This is a genomic window from Halotalea alkalilenta DSM 17697, from assembly GCF_000621205.1.
Classification (GTDB): domain Bacteria; phylum Pseudomonadota; class Gammaproteobacteria; order Pseudomonadales; family Halomonadaceae; genus Halotalea; species Halotalea alkalilenta.
Genome location: NZ_KK211227.1, coordinates 296983 through 314492, shown reverse-complemented (window position 1 = coordinate 314492; position 17510 = coordinate 296983). Strand labels below are relative to the sequence as shown.

At 64.5% G+C, this 17510-nt stretch carries 18 protein-coding genes; 16 read left to right on the top strand and 2 right to left on the bottom strand.

Features of this window, described 5'->3' with window-relative positions; translation table 11 throughout:
- Window positions 1–156 precede the first annotated feature (156 nt).
- Genes fliS through Q376_RS0112645 form a run of 4 tightly spaced genes read left to right on the top strand, consistent with a single transcriptional unit; the run spans window position 157 to window position 2295 of the window.
- On the top strand, window positions 157–606 hold the full coding sequence (gene fliS, locus Q376_RS0112660) for a flagellar export chaperone FliS (protein WP_342665977.1): 450 nt from the start codon (window positions 157–159) through the stop codon (window positions 604–606).
- Window positions 584–964, top strand: a complete 381-nt coding sequence (fliT, locus tag Q376_RS0112655; protein WP_155834338.1) for a flagellar protein FliT — start codon at window positions 584–586, stop codon at window positions 962–964. The genes fliS and fliT overlap by 23 nt, the downstream gene beginning before the upstream one ends.
- A gap of 3 nt (window positions 965–967) precedes the next feature.
- Window positions 968–2014 carry a flagellar hook-length control protein FliK gene (gene fliK, locus Q376_RS0112650; RefSeq protein ID WP_027350618.1) on the top strand — a complete coding sequence of 349 codons (1047 nt, stop codon included), beginning with the start codon at window positions 968–970 and terminating at the stop codon, window positions 2012–2014.
- The gene (locus Q376_RS0112645) at window positions 2011–2295 is read left to right on the top strand and encodes an EscU/YscU/HrcU family type III secretion system export apparatus switch protein (RefSeq protein WP_027350617.1); all 285 of its coding nucleotides are present in this window, start codon (window positions 2011–2013) and stop codon (window positions 2293–2295) included. The genes fliK and Q376_RS0112645 overlap by 4 nt, the downstream gene beginning before the upstream one ends.
- Before the next feature lie 7 nt (window positions 2296–2302).
- Here the strand turns inward: Q376_RS0112645 and flhC are convergent, their stop codons facing one another.
- A complete protein-coding gene (gene flhC, locus Q376_RS0112640; RefSeq protein WP_027350616.1) occupies window positions 2303–2845 on the bottom strand; it encodes a flagellar transcriptional regulator FlhC in 543 nt (180 codons plus the stop codon).
- Complete coding sequence (flhD, locus tag Q376_RS0112635; protein ID WP_052365208.1) at window positions 2838–3182, bottom strand: flagellar transcriptional regulator FlhD; 345 nt, start codon at window positions 3180–3182, stop codon at window positions 2838–2840. Before flhD ends, flhC begins: the two co-directional genes overlap by 8 nt.
- A gap of 544 nt (window positions 3183–3726) precedes the next feature.
- On the opposite strand from flhD, the gene motA reads away from it, so the two are divergent.
- The 12 genes from motA (at window position 3727) to flhA (ending at window position 17509) form a co-directional block, all read left to right on the top strand.
- Window positions 3727–4605: a flagellar motor stator protein MotA gene (gene motA, locus Q376_RS0112630; RefSeq protein ID WP_027350614.1), complete on the top strand. Its 879-nt coding sequence runs from the start codon at window positions 3727–3729 to the stop codon at window positions 4603–4605.
- Complete coding sequence (gene motB / locus Q376_RS22535) at window positions 4602–5534, top strand: flagellar motor protein MotB (RefSeq protein WP_081803531.1); 933 nt, start codon at window positions 4602–4604, stop codon at window positions 5532–5534. Before motA ends, motB begins: the two co-directional genes overlap by 4 nt.
- A 79-nt stretch (window positions 5535–5613) precedes the next feature.
- Window positions 5614–7641: a chemotaxis protein CheW gene (locus Q376_RS22530; RefSeq protein WP_081803530.1), complete on the top strand. Its 2028-nt coding sequence runs from the start codon at window positions 5614–5616 to the stop codon at window positions 7639–7641.
- Complete coding sequence (locus Q376_RS0112615) at window positions 7641–8165, top strand: chemotaxis protein CheW (protein WP_043447712.1); 525 nt, start codon at window positions 7641–7643, stop codon at window positions 8163–8165. Before Q376_RS22530 ends, Q376_RS0112615 begins: the two co-directional genes overlap by 1 nt.
- 2 nt (window positions 8166–8167) lie before the next feature.
- Entirely contained in the window at window positions 8168–9799 is a 1632-nt protein-coding gene (locus Q376_RS22525; protein WP_052365207.1) for a methyl-accepting chemotaxis protein, read from the top strand.
- A 53-nt stretch (window positions 9800–9852) separates the two neighbouring features.
- Complete coding sequence (locus Q376_RS22520) at window positions 9853–10647, top strand: CheR family methyltransferase (protein ID WP_245598946.1); 795 nt, start codon at window positions 9853–9855, stop codon at window positions 10645–10647.
- Entirely contained in the window at window positions 10644–11246 is a 603-nt protein-coding gene (locus Q376_RS22515) for a chemotaxis protein CheD (RefSeq protein WP_052365205.1), read from the top strand. Before Q376_RS22520 ends, Q376_RS22515 begins: the two co-directional genes overlap by 4 nt.
- A gap of 12 nt (window positions 11247–11258) precedes the next feature.
- Window positions 11259–12332 (top strand): protein-glutamate methylesterase/protein-glutamine glutaminase, encoded by a 1074-nt coding sequence (locus Q376_RS0112595; RefSeq protein ID WP_052365204.1) that lies wholly within the window; start codon window positions 11259–11261, stop codon window positions 12330–12332.
- Between the two features lie 88 nt (window positions 12333–12420).
- Complete coding sequence (cheY, locus tag Q376_RS0112590; protein ID WP_027350611.1) at window positions 12421–12810, top strand: chemotaxis response regulator CheY; 390 nt, start codon at window positions 12421–12423, stop codon at window positions 12808–12810.
- A 48-nt stretch (window positions 12811–12858) separates the two neighbouring features.
- A complete protein-coding gene (gene cheZ / locus Q376_RS22510) occupies window positions 12859–13533 on the top strand; it encodes a protein phosphatase CheZ (protein ID WP_052365203.1) in 675 nt (224 codons plus the stop codon).
- 743 nt (window positions 13534–14276) lie between these two features.
- On the top strand, window positions 14277–15437 hold the full coding sequence (gene flhB / locus Q376_RS0112580) for a flagellar biosynthesis protein FlhB (RefSeq protein ID WP_027350610.1): 1161 nt from the start codon (window positions 14277–14279) through the stop codon (window positions 15435–15437).
- On the top strand, window positions 15434–17509 hold the full coding sequence (gene flhA / locus Q376_RS0112575; protein WP_027350609.1) for a flagellar biosynthesis protein FlhA: 2076 nt from the start codon (window positions 15434–15436) through the stop codon (window positions 17507–17509). The genes flhB and flhA overlap by 4 nt, the downstream gene beginning before the upstream one ends.
- The last annotated feature ends 1 nt before the right edge of the window (window position 17510 follow it).

Below are 17510 nucleotides of genomic sequence, written 5' to 3'. Positions count from 1 at the left end.
GAAAGGGGTTGTCGACCGCTCTCGGTCCGTGCCTGGGGGCGGTTCGACGAGCTCGCCCTCTATTGAGGTTCTTTTCGCTCTGCGTTTTCGAAAGTAGCTGTTTTCCAGACAAACCGCGGGATCAATCATCGAGAAGCGGGCTTGTGGACGCGTTGCTTGCCGTATGAGCGGTTTTCCCGCTCGGCTATGCTGATCGAAAGTACCTACAAGGTGAATATGATGCAAATTCGCAGGGGTGCTCAGGCCTATGCCCGGGTCGGGCTCGAAACGGCAGTAATGAGCGCGTCCCCTCACCAGTTGATCGTCTTGCTGTTCGATGGCCTGGACAAGGCCATCTATCAAGCTCGCTGGGCCATTGAGCAGGGTGACATCGCGATGAAAGGGGCAATGCTGTCCAAGGCGATCGCCATCATCGACGAAGGCCTGAGAGCGGCCTTAGACATCGAGCAAGGAGCGATCGGGGAGGATCTGGAGCGACTTTACGCCTACATGTCGCATAGCTTGGTCAAGGTCAACGCGAGTAACGACCTCGATCTACTTAGCCACGTCGAGCAGCTTGCCGGTGATATAGGCGGAGCTTGGCGTGCAATTGCTCCAGGCGTCTGATGCGATGCCGCCCGATAGCCGCCAACTCGTGAGTCTCGATCTCAATGAGCGATACCGTTCTCTTCTGGCCCGGACCGATGTGATGCTGAGTCTGGCGAGAGAGCAATGCTGGGATGCTTTGGTCGATGAGGGAGTGGGGTACCTGATCCAGCTGGAAGCGGTCATGGAGGCGGACACAGCGACCGAGGAAGCGTTCGCCGTGCGTCTCGAGCGCCGCGAGCTGGTCGCGAAGATCATCGCCAACGACGCTGAAATCAGAAATCACTTGCGACTGCGCAGGGAAGAACTGCGTGGATTGATGCGACATACCGATGCCTCCAAGCGCGCGGGGATCGCCTACCAGCGCTTTCAGGAGTGAACCATGTCCACCATCTCGCCGCTGATCGACACTTTGCTGCATCACGTGCTCGGGCGGCGCGGGGAGCTGGAGCGGCACGCGTTGCCGCCCCGCGGGCCGATGGTGGTGAGTGGGACGAGCGAAGTGCAAGGGCAGCTTCGCGGCGAACCAGAAGGGGGCGGTCCAGCATCATCGAATGCCCCTTCGCAACGCGTGGGCCATGGTGGTGGGCCTGGTGAGTCGCGGGCCGATGCCGATGGTGATGCGGCTGACAGGAGCCTGTCGCCGAGGGGCGAGCGGGAGAGTCTCAGCCGCGAGGCGCGCGTCATCGCCCAGGTGCTGGGGCGGTTTCCGCAGCCTGCATCGGTCATGCTGCTGCCTGGGGTTTCCCGGGGGCACGCATCGGTCGCCGCTCCTGCTCGGCTTTCGGCTGAAACTGAATTGATCGACGGCCTGGAGGGCTCCCGTCTGCGCCCGGCGATGCGGTTGGATGCCGGCACCCTAGCCAGTTCGTTGCGGGATGGTGTGGTCGAGAGCGGGCTCTTCTATGAGCGCCATCTGGCCTTGGCACTCATGGATAAATGGCCGCTCACCAGGCTTGCGCATGAGCCCCAGGCGAAGGTGGCCGCTGAGTTTGGCCCGGCGGTGGAGGATGATATCGCCCCGATCGTTCGTCACCAGCTGGAACTGCTGGGAGGGGAGCCGCTCAGGCTGCAGTTTCCACTCCATGCGGGAGTCATCGCCAGCCTTGAGATACTCCTTGGCGAAGAAGACGGCGAGGTCGGGCCGGAAGGCGATGAGGATGGTGAGGGGGGCGGGCAGTCGCCAGAGAGCCCTAGCTGGCGAACCAGGATAACTGTCGACCTGCCTGCGCTGGGCAGGGTGGACGCTCGCATTGGCGGATACTCGGACGGGCTGCGTATCGAACTGCACGGTGCGAGTGAGGTGGCGTGCGCTGCGCTCACCGACGGCGGCAAAGCGCTCGAGGCTGGGCTTGGCGGACAAGGTTTGGCGCTGTCCGCCCTGAGTGTGGAAGCGCTCGATGCAAATGCGGGAGAAGCGGGGTCATGAGCGAGCGCGTCGAGCGAGCGGTGGCGCTACGCCACGATGATGGCGAAGTGCCGCATGTCGTCGCGAAAGGCTATGGATCGGTCGCCGAGCAGATCATTGACTTCGCGATGCGCCACGATGTCCACGTCCATCGCTCTCCGGAGCTGGTGGGGCTGTTGATGCGCTTGGATGTCGACCAGCGAATTCCGGCGGAGCTTTATCGGGCGGTCGCCGAATTGCTCGCCTGGCTCTACATGGTGGATGGCATGGTGGATGAGGCAAGTAGCTCGGGTGGGAAGTGACGAGGCGTCAGGTACGCTTCGCTCGCTGTGCCGCCTTGCGCGTCTTCCCCGCACGCGAGGGAGGCTGGCAGATTCCGCAGACGTAGTCGTGATCGATGCTGTGGGCGTGGGCGACGAAGCGGCCGCCGCAGCGGCGGCAAACCGAGAGCTGCATCATTCCGCTCTGGAAGAAGCGTACGAGTGTCCAGGCGCGCGTCAAGCCGAGCACCGGCTCCCTGTCCTCGAGCATCGATACCTGCTCCAGGTAGAGCCTGTAAGCCTTGACCATGGTGGCCATTCGCGTCTCTGTGCCGAGCAGCGATAGTGACTCGTAGATGTTGTAGAACAGCGACGAATGGATGTTGGGCAGCCAGGTCACGAACCAGTCGGTCGAGAATGGCAGCATGCCTTTGGGGGGAGAGACCCCATGTATTTCCTTGTAGAGCTTGATCAATCGCCCGCGGCTCAGGCTGGTCTCCGTTTCGAGTACCTGGAGTCTGGCGCCTAGTTCGATCAGCTCTATCGCGAGCTGGATCTGGCGCATCTCACCGAGCAGGCTGCGGTCAGCCATGGTGGATCTCTGCTTGCGCTGGCTGGGGGGCGACGTGCTGCTTGCCTGCCAGGAGCAGCGCCGTATGCGTGCGCTGAACGTCCTCGTGGGGAGTCTCTTCGACCAGGCGATTGAAGCTTGCCGTGTCCTGTATCGTCAGCTGGCACAGCAGCTGGTTGGAATTGGCCAGTTTGGCCAGCTGGCTGAGGGGGGCGGCCACGAGGGCGTCGGCCATCGCCGGGGTGAGCTTCAGGCGAAAGATGGCGAGGGTCCGGTCGTCCCGAATCATCCTCTGCACCAGCATCAGGTACGAGAGGTTGAGCTGTCGTATATCGTCCAGCAGTGATTCATCGATCATCGTGCTTATTACCAAGGCTGTTGTTGTCCGGCACATTGCATATCGAAGGAGCATCCATCGGTCGTCCTGCGCCTGGGCGTGTTGAGTATGAGAGGGGGCTCTGCTCCGTGTCGGCGCTGTAGCTCTCGAGCGTGACCTGAATGAAACGATGCACCGCTTTTTTGGAACGTTTGGATGGTACTTTTCATTACATTTATTTGCAAATTGGTTGAACGGTTACAAAAATCGGTGTTTTTAGTTTAAAAAAGTAGCTTCCCAGCCTCACATTTCCCCTCGAAAAGCCCCGTCTGGCCCTAGCCGCGCCGCTTTGCACCCGTTTCTCCCTTTCCCCTTGCGCCATCGAGACACGGCTTGCGTAGGTGAATCGGTTCTTCACTGAGCTTACGTGATCCTTGAAAACGCCATGCTTGGCTCTCCACGGGTATCGAGACGTGTGGGACAAGCATCGAGGGAGACGAGCGGGTTTCGAAAGCAGCGCTAAAGATCGCACCGCACCTGCCGATAGAGGGGGTTGAACTCATTCAGTCAGCGGTGGACCCCTTACGTGCTCATATTGCTTGGCTTCATCGCCATCCTGGTTTCGGTCTTCGGCGGCTTCATGCTCGCGGGAGGCCATCTGAGCGTCCTGTTCCAACCGGTCGAGTTCATCATCATCTTCGGTGCGGGATTCGGTGCCTTCCTCGCCAGCAACAATGGCAAGGGCGTCAAGGCTACCCTCGCGATCCTGCCTAAGCTTCGCCGCAGCACCCGATACGACAAGCCGACCTGCATGGCGTTGATGGCGCTGCTCTACGAGATTCTCTCCAAGGCTCGGCAGGACGGGATCATGGCGCTGGAGGCCGATATCGAATCTCCGGGCGAGAGCGAGCTGTTCGGGCGCTACCCGCAGTTGAGAGATGACCCCCTGGTGCTCGACTTCATCCTCGACTACCTGCGCCTGATGCTCAGCGGCAACATGGATGTCGCCGAGATCGAGGCGCTGATGGACCACGAGATCGAGACTTTCGAGCACGAGGCGGAGATCCCCGTCAACAGCCTCGCCATGGTGGCCGATGGCATGCCGGCCTTCGGTATCGTCGCCGCGGTGATGGGCGTGGTCCATGCGCTGGGTACCGAAGGGCTCGAGCCCGACCAGCTCGGCCCGCTGATCGCCCACGCCATGGTTGGCACCTTCCTCGGCATCCTGGTCGCTTACGGCTTCGTCGCGCCGCTGGCCACGCGTGCGCGCCACCAGGTCGCCGAGGCGATCAAGCTGTTGCAGTGCGTCAAGGTGACGATGCTGGCGCACCTGAGCGGCTACGCGCCGCAAATTTCGGTGGAGTTCGGCCGTAAGGCGCTTTTCTCCTCCGAGCGCCCTTCGTTCGAGGAGCTCGACCGCCAGGTTCGTGACGTTCGCGGCGCAGCGCGCCAGGAGCGGTCGTGAGCGCGCCTCGACGAAAGATCGTTCGTCGTGCCAAGCAGGCTCACGGCAGCCATGGCAGCTGGAAGATCGCGTATGCCGATTTCATGACCGCGATGATGGCGTTCTTCCTGGTGATGTGGCTGCTCTCCGGGGTGAGCGCGGCCCAGCTGGAGGGCATCAACGAGTACTTCCGTACCCCGTTGATGACCTCCCTGGCAGGGGGCGAGCGCAGTGCGATGAGTCCCAGCGTCATCCCGGGCGGCGGAGACGACCCCATCCATCTCAGTGGGGAGGTGGCGCTGGTCAGCCGAGTGAAGACGGACGGCGACGGCGATCGCCGGCTCGACCCGGCCAGCCGTCGGGCCTTGGAACGATTGACGACTGTGATACAGCAAGACCCGGCGCTGTCCGCGCTGGGTGAGCAGCTGCTGGTCGAGGTGATCGACCAAGGCATCCGCATCCAGATCATCGATGGTACGCAGTCGCCGATGTTCCAGCTCGGCAGCGCGGAGATCACACCGCGGCTCAGGCGGGTGCTCGATGCACTGGCGCCGCTGCTGGTCGAGGCTCCGCACGGTATCACGCTGACCGGGCATACCGATGACCTGCCCTATGCCTCGGGGCCGGCCGGATACGGTAACTGGGAGCTGTCCACCGAGCGTGCCAATGCGTCGCGGCGGGAATTGATGCGCGTTGGGCTGCCGGAGCAGCAGCTGCTGAGGGTGACCGGCATGGCGGCGACGATGAATCTCTCGTCCAGCTCCCACGATCCGATCAATCGCCGGATCAGCATCGTGCTGCTCAGCGAGCAGGCGCGTGCCTCGATCGATGGCGAGCGCAGCACCATCGAGCGGGGAGAGGGCCTCACCCCGGAGCAGCTGCAGCTCGATCAGCAACGACCTCTTTCATTGGCTTCCGATATGGTCGCGCAGCCTCTCCCATTGCGCTGACCCGGGCGGGGTTTCCCGCGTATCCCGTCCCCGGTTCATGTACCGATCCGGGGTCCACCATCCTGTACAGGTGATCAGCATGGAGTTTTCTTCCTTTCACGACACCTTCTTCGACGAAGCGCAGGAGCTTCTCGACGACATGGAGGCGCTGCTTCTCGGCCTCGACGTCGAACGGCCGGACCCCGAGACGGTGGCGGCGATCTTTCGCGCGGCGCATTCGATCAAAGGCGGAGCGTCGACGTTCGACTTCACGGCCCTGCAGCGTACGACCCACGGTCTCGAGAATCTGCTCGATGGCGTTCGCCAGGGGAGCCTGGCGCTGAGCCCCGCGAGCATCGACCTGATGCTCGAAGTGCGGGATTCGCTACTTGGAATGCTCGCCTTCCACCGCCGCGGCGAAGCGCCCGACGAAGGAGCGATAGCGCGCGCCACCGGCTTGCTCACCGATCTCGCCGCCACGATGCCCGCCAAGGGAGGCTCGGTCGAGACCGCGCGGGAAGATTCCGCCCAGCCGGCCGATACCGCCCCGCATGGCGACGACACGATGCGGCTCGCGGTACGCCTGCAAGGCGTGGATGACGAAAGCGCGGAGGGGATCTGCGAGGAGCTCGGCCTGTTCGGCGAGCTTGGCGAGGTCAGCGTCGAGAACGGAGTGCTGAGCGCTACGCTTGCGACCCAATCGAGCATCGATGACATCTCAAGCGTGCTCTGCTTCGTGCTCGAACCCGAGCAGATATCCCTTACGCCCGTCGAGCCGGTCGAGCCCGTCGAGTCCATCAAGCAGGCGCCGCAGGCATCCGCGTCCACCGCCGCTGCCAGGGAGGTGCCGCGAGAGCGTGCCGCCGCTCCCGCCCGGCGCAGCGAGCAGAGTTCGACCCTGCGGGTCTCCACCGAGAAGATCGACCAGATCCTCAACCTGGTCGGCGAGCTGGTGATTACCCAGGCGACGCTCGAGCAGGCCGCGGCCTCGCTCGACACCAGGGCCCACGAGGATTTGATGCGTGGCACCAGTCTGCTGCAGCGCAACGTCCGCGACCTGCAGGAAGCGGTGATGTCGGTGCGCATGCTGCCGATCGATTCAGTGTTCAATCGCTTCCCGCGCCTGGTCCATGACATGGCCGGCAAGCTGGGCAAGCAGGTCGAACTCGAGACCCGCGGGCATGATGTCGAGCTCGACAAGGGGTTGATCGAGGGTATCGTCGACCCGCTCACGCACCTGGTACGCAACAGCCTCGATCATGGCCTCGAACTGCCCGAGCAGCGGCTCGCCGCCGGCAAGCCCGAGTGTGGACGGCTGCTCCTGTCGGCGGCTCACCAGGCTGGCAACATCGTGATCGAGGTCGCCGACGACGGTGCCGGGTTGAACCGGGAGAGGATCCTCGCCAAGGCGCGCTCGAACGGGCTCGAGATCAATCCCGCGATGAGCGACGAGGCGGTATGGGATCTGATCTTCGCGCCGGGTTTCTCCACTGCCGTCGAGGTGACCGACCTCTCCGGCCGTGGGGTCGGCATGGATGTCGTGCGCCGGAACATCGTCGGCATGGGAGGGAGCGTATCCCTCTTCTCGACGCCGGGGCAGGGCACCACCACCCGGATAGTACTGCCGCTGACGCTTGCGATTCTCGATGGGATGCTTACCGAGGTCGGCAAAGAGACCTTCATCCTGCCGCTGAGCGCGATCGCCGAGTCGATACAGCTCGATCCGAGTTCACTCAAGCGGCTGCCAGGCGGCGGGCGGGTGGTGCCGATTCGAGGAGACTACCTGCCGCTGATCGAGCTCGGTGGGCTGTTCCATGTACCCGGGGCCGAGCGCGATCTCGGCAAGGCGATCGGCGTGGTGGTCGAAGCCGACCGGACCCGCTACGTGCTGCTGGTCGATCGTTTGATCGGCCAGCGGCAGGTCGTGGTGAAGAGCCTGGAGACCCACTATCGCCGGGTACCCGGCGTCGCCGCGGCAACCATTCTCGGTGATGGCACGGTCGCCCTGATTCTCGACTTGCCGATGCTCGCCGCCCTGCAGCATGAGGGGTTGCCGGGCGAAACGCCGCCAGCCCCTGTCCAAGCCATTTCCTCTCAGCCGTCCACCGTCTCAGGAGTAGAGATCTGATGAACATCGCCTCGACGCTCAAGCCCAGTGCTAGGGATGCCGCTGCCGCTCGCAAGGAGTACTTGAGCTTCCGGCTCGGTGATGAGGAGTACGCGATCGACATCCTTCGCGTGCAGGAGATCCGCGGCTACGACAACATCACCCGGATCGCGGGTACGCCTCCTTTCATCAAGGGCGTTACCAACCTGCGCGGGGTGATCGTGCCGATCGTCGATTTGCGCATCAAGTTCGAGCTCGAGAGCGTCGAATACGATCACCGCACGGTGGTGATCGTACTCAACATCGGCGACCGGGTGGTCGGCGCGGTGGTGGACGACGTCAAGGACGTGCTCTCGCTCTCTCCCGACCAGCTGCGTCCCGCGCCCGAATTCGGCGGCGCGATGTCGGTCGAGTATCTCGAAGGCTTGGTGGATCTGGATGATCGGATGCTGATCCTGCTCGACATCGAAAGGCTGATGAACAGCCGCGAAATGGCATTGGTCGATGCCATGGAGCGAGGCGGCGCAGAGGATCACGGAGAGTGACCATGGCGCTGCATCAGGCTACCGACGGCCGCGAGTACGTGCTTGGCGAAAGCCAGTATCTCTACTCCAGAACCGATCTGGACAGCACCATCGTCTATGCCAACAAAGCGTTCGTCGAGGCCAGCGGCTACTCGATCGATGAGCTCTACGGTGCACCGCACAACATCGTTCGCCATCCGGACATGCCGAGAATCGCTTTCGCTGATTTCTGGCGTACGCTGCGCGCCGGGCGCACCTGGGTGGGGCTGGTCAAGAACCGGCGCAAGAACGGCGGTTTCTACTGGGTTCGCGCCTATGTGAGCCCGGTGTTCGAGGCGGGCCGGTGCATTGGCTATGCCTCCATTCGCGTCAAACCGAGCATCGAGGAGATATCCCAGGCCGCGCGCGGCTATGCGGCGATCCAGCGCGGTGCGCGCCTCAAGGTGCGCGATGGTGGCTTCACCCGCCCGGGCGTGCTCGGTTGGCTGATGCGCTGGCGCAGGCCCAGCCTGAGCAAATCGCTGACGCTGCCGTTGGCTGGCGCCATGCTGCTGTTGCTTGCGCTGCTGGGCGTCGTCTCCCTGCAGGAGCGCCCCTCCTTGGCCGTCTTAGCAGCCCTGTGCGCGGCGATCGCGCTGGTCGCTTACGCCGTTTGGCGGGTGGAGCGACGTGTATTGTCCGGGCTGCGCCAACTGCGGGAGATGTCCATCCGGCTCGCCGCGGGGGATCTGCTGGTCGAGTTCGGCAGCCGCGGCGATGACGAGCTGGGGCGGCTGTTCGCCGCCCAGGCGCTACAGGCCAAAAGCCAGCTCAACCTGCTGGAAGGGGTTCATAGCGCTTCTTCGACCCTGCACGGGCGCTGCGAGACCGTCAGCACGGGCAGTCGGGAGCTGGAGCATCGGACCCAGGAGGAGCTGGTATCGATGCGCCAGACCAGCGCCAGTCTCGATCGTCTCACCGAGGCGGTGGAGCTGAATGCCGAGCGTGCCCGCCAGGCGCATGCCCTGGTCGAGCAGGCGAGTACCACGGTCGAACGCGGCGGTCGGGACATCGCGCGGATGGTGACGACGATGGACGAAGTGCGTGCGTCTTCTCGCCAGATCAGCGAGATCGTCGGGATGATCGACTCGATCGCCTTTCAGACCAATCTGCTCGCGCTCAATGCTTCAGTCGAGGCTGCACGCGCTGGCGAGCAAGGCCGGGGTTTCGCGGTGGTGGCCGGTGAGGTTCGGGCGCTGGCGAACAAAAGCGCCGATGCCGCGCGCCGTGTCGCCTCGCTGGTCGAGGACACCCGCACCAAGATCGATGGTGGTAGCCAGGAGGCTGCCGCAGCGGGGGAGACCATGAGCGCGATCGTCGATTCGACCCAGCGGGTCAACCAGATCATCGCCGAGATCTCCTCCGTTTCGAAGGAGCAGAGCGAGGGCATCGCTCAGGTCAGCGATGCGATGCGAAGCGTCGACAGTGCGGTACAGCAGAACGTCGCACTGGTGGAGAGCCTGGGCATCTCCGGGCGCGAGCTCAAGTCCGAGGCCGATGCGCTCGACGCCACGATCGCTGGCTTCCGCGCTGGCACCAGACAGAAAGAGCGTCGCTCCGCCCGCGGCTTTGGCGCGCGTACCGGCGCGGTCGCAACCACCGACATGGTCCATTGAGCATGCAGGCGCGGGGAGTAGGGACGACGGAACCCGTGAGCCGGGATCTGGTGATGAGCGATGAGGACTTCCAGCGCATCCGTGACTACATCCGGCGCCGGGCGGGTATCTCCCTGGCCGAGCACAAGCGCGAGATGGCCTACTCGCGGCTCGCCAAGCGGTTGAGGGCGCTGGGGCTTGCGCGCTTCGACAGTTACTTGGCATTGCTCGAGCGCGCCGACGCCGAGGAGTGGGAATACTTCGTCAACGCGTTGACCACCAATCTGACCGCCTTCTTTCGCGAGCCGGCCCACTTTCCCTTGCTGGCCGACCATGTGCGTGGCTTGGGGCGGCCCCCGCGTATCTGGTGCTGCGCCAGCTCGACCGGGGAGGAGCCGCTGTCGATTGCGATGACGCTGTGCGAGACGCTCGGTGAGTCGGCCGCTCGCTCGCGCCTGCTGGCGACCGACATCGATACCCAGGCGCTGGAGCGCGCCAGGGCAGGGGTCTACCCGCTTGCCGCAGCGCAGGCGATGGGCGAGGCGCGGCTGAGGCGCTTCTTCCTGCGCGGCACCGGCGAGCGTTCCGGCTGGGCCAAGGCACGCCCCGAGCTGCTGGGCATGATCGAGTACCGAAGGCTCAATCTGATGGATCCGCAGTGGGGGATCGACGAAGGGTTCGATGCGATCTTCTGCCGCAACATCATGATCTATTTCGATCGGGAAGCGCAGACCCGGCTGCTCGAGCGTTTCGCCCAGCGGCTGGTGCCGGGCGGTCTGTTCTTCGCCGGTCATTCGGAGAATTTCAGCCGCCAGACCCAGGCGCTGCGCCTGACCCGCAACACGATCTACCAGCGAGTGGCGCCTTGAGACGACTATCCGGGGCGATCGAAGGCGTCGAGCTCGACGGATGGCGGGCCACACATCGCTACTACGAGCCGCTGGTCAATGCGGCCGCGGTCAAGCTGCTGCCCGGTGAGTACTACGTCAGCGTCGCTGGTGAGCCGCTGTGCACCGTACTGGGTTCATGCGTTGCGCTGTGCCTGTTCGACCCGGTGACCAAGGTGGCGGCGATGAACCATTTCCTGCTTCCGGGCGATGCACCGTTGGCGGTGAAGCGCGCCCACGGCATGCGCTACGGCAATACCTCCTGTGCGGTGCTGATCGCGACGATGGTACGCGCCGGGGCCCGGCCCGATCGGCTCGAAGCCAAGCTGTTCGGGGGCGCTTCGGGGTTGACCGGCGTCGCGCAGTCGGTGTTGAGGGTAGGCGAGTTGAATGCCCGCTGCGCGGAGGCGTTCGTCGCGGCCCATGGTCTGCGGCTGGTCGCGAGCGATCTGGAAGGCCGGCAGGCACGCAGGGTGCTGTTCGATACCGAATCCGGGCGGGTGAGGGTACGGCGCTTGGGCGTACGTGAAGGAAAGATTGATCAGGTTACCGTCACCGGTTTGATCGAGCCGGGTGGATAAGGGAGAGGCGCCATGAATGGCGAAGGGGTGGGGCTGCAGGACGGGCGGAAAATCCGCGTGCTGGCGGTGGATGACTCGGCGCTGATGCGGCGCCTGCTGACCGATATGGTCAATGCCGAGCCGGATATGGAGATGGTCGCGACAGCGCCTGATCCGCTGGTCGCGCGGGATCTGATCAAGCGTCATGCACCGGATGTGATCACTCTCGACGTCGAGATGCCGCACATGGACGGGCTCGACTTCCTCGAGCGTTTGATGCGGCTGCGGCCGATGCCGGTCGTAATGGTTTCGACGCTGACCCAGCGGGGATCGGAGATCACGCTGCGCGCCCTCGAGCTGGGAGCGGTCGACTTCGTCGCCAAGCCCGGCAGCTCGCGCGGCGAGGGCATGGAGCACTACGCCCAACGGGTGGCGGACAAGCTGCGCGCAGCGGCGCAGTCCAAACCGCGCCGTCTGCACGTGGGCGGGCAGGCGAGCCCGATGCTGACGCGACGTGCGGGCGCCGGCTTCCGGCTGATCGCGATCGGCGCCTCCACCGGCGGTACCGAGGCGATCCGGCAAGTGCTCGAACCGCTGCCGGCCGATATGCCGCCGATCGTGATCACCCAGCACATGCCCGCTGGATTCACCCACTCGTTCGCCGAGCGGCTCGACCGGCTCTGTCGACTCCACGTCAAGGAGGCGGAGCATGGGGAGGCGCTGCGGCCTGGAACCGCCTACATCGCGCCGGGCAGCCATCATCTGCGCGTGCTCGGCACGGCGGATCACTGGCACCTGGGGCTCGACGACGGCGAGCCGGTGAATCGGCATCGACCCTCGGTCGACTCGATGTTCGAGTCGCTCAAGCGTTTCGCAGGCCCCAGCCTGTGCGCGGTGATCTTGACCGGTATGGGGCGCGATGGCGCGCGCGAGATGCTCGCGCTGCGTCGAAAAGGAGCGATGACGATCGGCCAGGACGAGGCGAGCTCGGTGGTCTACGGCATGCCGCGGGAAGCCGCGGCATGCGGCGCGATCGCCCGCGTGCTGCCGCTGGGGTCGATCGCCGGCGCCCTGCTCGAGCCACCCGAGCGCGGCGGACTCGACTGATTGGTTAGGCCAGCGCCCGAACCGGCGGGCGGTACGGCGACATTGAATACCGGTTTGACCTTCATCTGGCTGCGGTAAGGAGACACCCATGGCCGACAAGCAAATCAATTTCCTGGTAGTGGATGATTTCCCCACTATGCGGCGCATCGTGCGCAACCTACTCAAGGAGCTCGGCTACCAGAACGTCGAAGAAGCCGAGGATGGGCAGCAGGCGCTCGAGCGTCTGCGCGCGGGAGGCTTCGACTTCGTCGTTTCGGACTGGAACATGCCCAACCTCGACGGCCTGGAGATGCTCAAGCAGATCCGCGCCGACCCTGCGCTCTCCTCCCTGCCCGTGCTGATGGTGACCGCCGAGGCGCGCAAGGAGAACATCATCGCCGCAGCGCAGGCGGGCGCCAACGGCTATGTGGTGAAGCCCTTCACCGCGGGCACGCTCGAGGAAAAGCTCAACAAGATATTCGCCAAGCTCGAAAAATGACGCGGGTGTGGTAGAGCCGGCTGGAAGGGACACGCGCAGGAGGATGCGATGAGCACTAGGGCTGACAAGGGCGCCAAGCGTCGTGGCGCGCAACAACAGAGTGACGTAGACGAGGAGGAGCTTCTCGATCGGATCGGGCGGCTCGCACGTTCACTGCATGAGAGTCTCAAGGGGCTCGGGCTCGATCAGCACGTCGAGCATGCCGCCGAAGCGATTCCCGACGTTTGCGATCGGCTCCACTACATCTCGAGCGCCATGGAGAACGCCGCCAACCGCTCGCTCAACGCGATCGAAGCCGCGCAGCCGCTGCAGGACCGTCTCGGTGAACAGGCCAAATTGCTCGACCAGCGCTGGCAGCAGTGGTTCGACGCGCCGCTGGACAGCGAGCAGGCCAAACGCCTGGTCAGCGACACACGTCGCTATCTCGGCAATGTGCCAGCGGATACCGACGCGACCAGCAAGCGGCTGCTCGAAGTGGTCATGGCCCAGGAGTTCCAGGATCTCAGCGGCCAGATGGTCATGCGGATGGTGGAGAGCATGCGAACGCTCGAGAGCGAGCTGATCCAGGTGCTGCTCGACTACATGCCCGAACGCAATGGAGTCGCCAAGCCGAGCCCGAAGGAGGAAGACCTCGAGGGCCCGCAGATCAACCCCGCGCGCAGGGACGACGTCGCCAGCAACCAGAGTCAGGTCGACGACCTGCTGGACAGCCTCGGCTTCTGAAACCCTGATCGTCAGTGTCTCTCGCCGTGCTTCTTGTTGGAGATGCCCGGATAGCCGGCGAGGACCCTTCGGCTCGCTGCGCTCGCTCAGGGTGCTCGGAAACATCTCGAGTCGAACCACGGCCTTGGCGCCGCCGCTCGATCCCTCGACTGGCGTTCCCAAGTCTCGCATTGAACCGATGCCTTGGCGCGTAGGAACGCCGCTCGGGACGAACGGACTTATCAACCATTCGTGGTGAGCCGGCGAGGACCCTTCGGCTCGCTGCGCTCGCTCAGGGTGCTCGGAAACATCTCGAGTCGAACCACGGCCTCGGCGCCGCTGCTCGATCCCTCGACTGGCGTTCCCAAGTCTCGCATTGAACCGATGCCTTGGCGCGCAGGAACGCCGCTCGGGACGAACGGGTGGGGACTAATCCGTTCGTGTCCTTCGATGCGCTTCGCTTACTCAGGATGCTCGGGTAGCCGGCGAGGACCCTTCGGCTCGCTGCGCTCGCTCAGGGTGCTCGGAAACATCTCGAGTCGAACCACGGCCTCGGCGCTGCCGCTCGGTCCTTCGATGCTGGTTCTTCGCCCTCGGGGCGAATGGGTGGGATTCTCCCTTCTCGGGTCCGTGTGGGGCCCTATCGCTCGAATAGCCCATCGTTGGATGTTTTGTTCGGCCAATGCGTGTGCTTTCGCTGCTTCTATGATCGCAGGATCGAAAAGAGGCGGCGCGCGCGGCGCTGCGCGAAGCGGCAGCATTCGATGGCGGAAGAGAACGATCAGGAAAAGACCGAACAGGCCACTCCAAGGCGGCTCGACAAGGCGCGCGAGGATGGCCAGATCGCCCGTTCCCGCGAGCTTTCCACTTTCACGGTGCTGGTCACCGGCGTCGCTTCGATGTGGTTTCTCGCTCCGTGGATGTTCGATCGCATGGGCATGGCCGTCACTGAGGGATTGCGCTTCGATCATGCGCTGGTCTTCGACCCCTCCCTCGCCATGCGGCACGTGGGGGGGCTGCTGATCCAGGTGGGGTTGGCGCTGGCGCCGGTCCTGGGGGCGTTGGCGATCGCTGCGTTCATCGCGCCGCTGGCTCTGGGCGGCTGGTTGATGTCGGCCAAGTCGCTCTCTCCCGATCCCAAGCGGCTCAATCCGCTCAAGGGGTTCAAGCGCATATTCTCCCACCAGGCCCTCGCGGAACTCGCCAAAGCGGTGGCGAAGACGGTTCTCATCGCCTGTGTCGCTTGGCTGTTCATCGGCTATCAACGCCAGGCACTGCTCGGGCTGGCGCAGCAGTCGATCGGCTCGGCGATCGCGGACGCGCTGGGGCTGGTGGCGATGTGCTCGGTGCTGATCCTGCTCGCGTTCATCATCGTCGTGCTGATCGACGTTCCGTATCAGCTGTTCAGCCATCATCGCAAGCTGCGCATGAGCCGCGATGAGATACGCCGCGAACATAAGGAAAACGAGGGCGATCCCCATCTCAAGGCGCGGATTCGTCAGCAGCAGCAGGCGGTCGCGAGGCGGCGGATGATGAGCGAGGTACCCAAGGCCAGCGTGGTGATCACCAACCCCAGCCACTATGCGGTGGCGCTGCGCTACGAAGCGGGCATGGCGGTGCCGAGGCTGGTGGCCAAGGGAGCCGATGAGATCGCGGCCAGGATCCGGGCGGTGGCGGGGGAGCATCGAGTGCCGCTGCTCGAGGCGCCGCCGCTGGCGCGTGCGCTCTATCGTCATTGCGATCTGGAGCGTGAGATTCCCGCTGGGCTCTATGCCGCGGTGGCTGAGGTGCTGGCCTGGGTGCACCGGCTGGCGCTCGCTGCGCGCGAGGGCGAGGCGCCTCCCATGGCCCCTGTCGACCTGCCCATTCCCTCGGCGCTCAGCGTCGACCCCGATCCCCCCATGCCAGGAAGCGCTGACCGATGAAGCCTCTCGCCACCTTATCCAGAGAACGCGGCTTCGCTTCCAGCGCTTCGCTCAAGCTTCTCGCCGGTCCGGTACTGATCCTCCTCATCCTGGCGATGATGGTGCTGCCGCTACCTCCCGTCGCGCTGGATTTGCTGTTCACCTTCAACATCGCGCTGTCGATCATGGTGCTGCTGGTCGCGATGTTCACCACTCGGCCGCTCGATTTCGCTGCCTTCCCGGCGGTGCTGCTGTTCACTACATTGCTCAGGCTCTCGCTCAACGTCGCGTCCACCCGAGTGATCCTGATGCACGGCCATGAGGGTAGCGATGCCGCGGGGCGGGTGATCGAGGCATTCGCCGACTTTCTCGTCGGGGGCAACTTCGCCGTCGGCCTGGTGGTCTTCGTCATCCTGGTGTTGATCAACTTCATGGTTATCACCAAGGGGGCGGGACGTATCGCCGAAGTCGGCGCGCGTTTCATCCTCGATGCGATGCCGGGCAAGCAGATGGCGATCGACGCCGACCTCAATGCCGGCTTGATCGATGAGAAGACCGCTCGCGCCCGGCGCTCTGAGATCACCCAGGAGGCTGATTTCTTCGGCTCGATGGACGGAGCGAGCAAGTTCGTTCGCGGCGATGCGATCGCCGGCATCTTGATCATGGTGGTCAACATCATCGGTGGGCTGATCGTCGGCGTCGGCCAGCACGGCATGTCGGTCTCGGACGCTGCCCACGCCTACACGCTCTTGACCATCGGCGACGGTCTGGTCGCCCAGATCCCCGCACTGGTGATCTCTACCGCCGCCGGGGTGACGGTATCCCGTGTGCGCACCGAGCAGGACGTTGGCAGCCAGCTGATCGGGCAGCTGTTCACCAATCCGCGGGTGCTGCTGCTCTCCGCCGGCGTGCTCGGGCTGCTGGGCATGGTGCCCGGCATGCCCAATCTGGTGTTCCTGTTCTTCACCGCGATGCTGGGTGGTCTCGGCTGGTACCTGATGCGCCGCCCCGAGGCACCTGAACAGGCTGAGCCCGTGGCAAATCCTGAAGGCGACCAGGCGCTCGATGCCAGCTGGGAGGACGTCGCGCTGATCGATCCCTTGGGTCTCGAGGTAGGCTATAGATTGATTCCGCTGGTCGATCGGAGCCAGGGTGGCGAACTCCTCGGGCGGATCAAGGGCGTGCGCAAGAAGTTCGCCCAGGACTTGGGCTTCCTTCCCCCGGTGGTCCATATCCGCGACGACCTTGGCCTCGCGCCGCAGGGCTATCGGATCACGCTGAACGGTGTGGAGATCGGCACCGGGGAGGCGTGGCCGGGCAGTTTCCTGGCCATCGATCCTGGCGGTGTCAGCGGTGCGCTCGAAGGGCGGCCGACGCGCGAGCCGGCCTTCGACCTCGAGGCGGTGTGGATCTCCGCCGAGCTGCGCGATCGCGCGCAGGTGCTTGGCTACACCGTGGTGGATGCCAGCACGGTGATCGCCACCCATCTCAACCATCTGCTCGGTCGACATGCCAGTGAACTGCTGGGCCGTCAGGAGACCCAGCAGCTGCTCGACAGGGTGGGGGAGTCGGCGAAACCGCTGGTCGACGAGGTGGTGCCGCAGCCGCTCGGCGTCGGGGTGATCAACCGGGTGCTCCAATTGCTGCTCGCCGAGGAGGTGCCGATCCGCGACATGCGCACGATCCTTGCGGCCCTGGCCGAGCACGCATCCACCACCACCGATCCGCTCGAACTCAACGCCCTGGTGCGCATCGCACTGGGCCGCGCGATTACCCAGCAGTGGTTCGGCGCTTCCACCACCCTCGAGGTCATAGGTCTCGAGTTTGGGCTCGAGAAACTGCTGGGGCAGGCGCTCAACAACGGTGGTGGCCTCGAGCCCGGGCTCGCCGATGTGCTGCTCGCGCAGGCCCAGGCGGCGATCGATCATCAAGAGGGACGCGGGTTGGCGCCGGTGATGGTGGTGGCGCATCCGCTTCGGCCGCTGCTGTCGCGCTTCCTGCGCCGACGTCTCGACCGGCTGGTGGTGATGTCTCAGGCCGAGATTCCCGACGACCGCACGCTCAAGGTCGAGGTATTCGTAGGTGGCCAGTAGG

Excerpts from the sequence above, each read along its gene's own strand:
- fliK (WP_027350618.1), top strand. The coding sequence starts at position 968 with ATGTCCACCATCTCGCCGCTGATCGACACTTTGCTGCATCACGTGCTC.
- Q376_RS0112645 (WP_027350617.1), top strand. The coding sequence starts at position 2,011 with ATGAGCGAGCGCGTCGAGCGAGCGGTGGCGCTACGCCACGATGATGGC.
- flhC (WP_027350616.1), bottom strand. The coding sequence starts at position 2,845 with ATGGCTGACCGCAGCCTGCTCGGTGAGATGCGCCAGATCCAGCTCGCG.
- flhD (WP_052365208.1), bottom strand. The coding sequence starts at position 3,182 with ATGATCGATGAATCACTGCTGGACGATATACGACAGCTCAACCTCTCG.
- Q376_RS22530 (WP_081803530.1), top strand. The coding sequence starts at position 5,614 with ATGGAGTTTTCTTCCTTTCACGACACCTTCTTCGACGAAGCGCAGGAG.
- Q376_RS0112615 (WP_043447712.1), top strand. The coding sequence starts at position 7,641 with ATGAACATCGCCTCGACGCTCAAGCCCAGTGCTAGGGATGCCGCTGCC.
- Q376_RS22525 (WP_052365207.1), top strand. The coding sequence starts at position 8,168 with ATGGCGCTGCATCAGGCTACCGACGGCCGCGAGTACGTGCTTGGCGAA.
- Q376_RS22520 (WP_245598946.1), top strand. The coding sequence starts at position 9,853 with ATGAGCGATGAGGACTTCCAGCGCATCCGTGACTACATCCGGCGCCGG.
- Q376_RS0112595 (WP_052365204.1), top strand. The coding sequence starts at position 11,259 with ATGAATGGCGAAGGGGTGGGGCTGCAGGACGGGCGGAAAATCCGCGTG.
- cheY (WP_027350611.1), top strand. The coding sequence starts at position 12,421 with ATGGCCGACAAGCAAATCAATTTCCTGGTAGTGGATGATTTCCCCACT.
- cheZ (WP_052365203.1), top strand. The coding sequence starts at position 12,859 with ATGAGCACTAGGGCTGACAAGGGCGCCAAGCGTCGTGGCGCGCAACAA.
- flhB (WP_027350610.1), top strand. The coding sequence starts at position 14,277 with ATGGCGGAAGAGAACGATCAGGAAAAGACCGAACAGGCCACTCCAAGG.
- flhA (WP_027350609.1), top strand. The coding sequence starts at position 15,434 with ATGAAGCCTCTCGCCACCTTATCCAGAGAACGCGGCTTCGCTTCCAGC.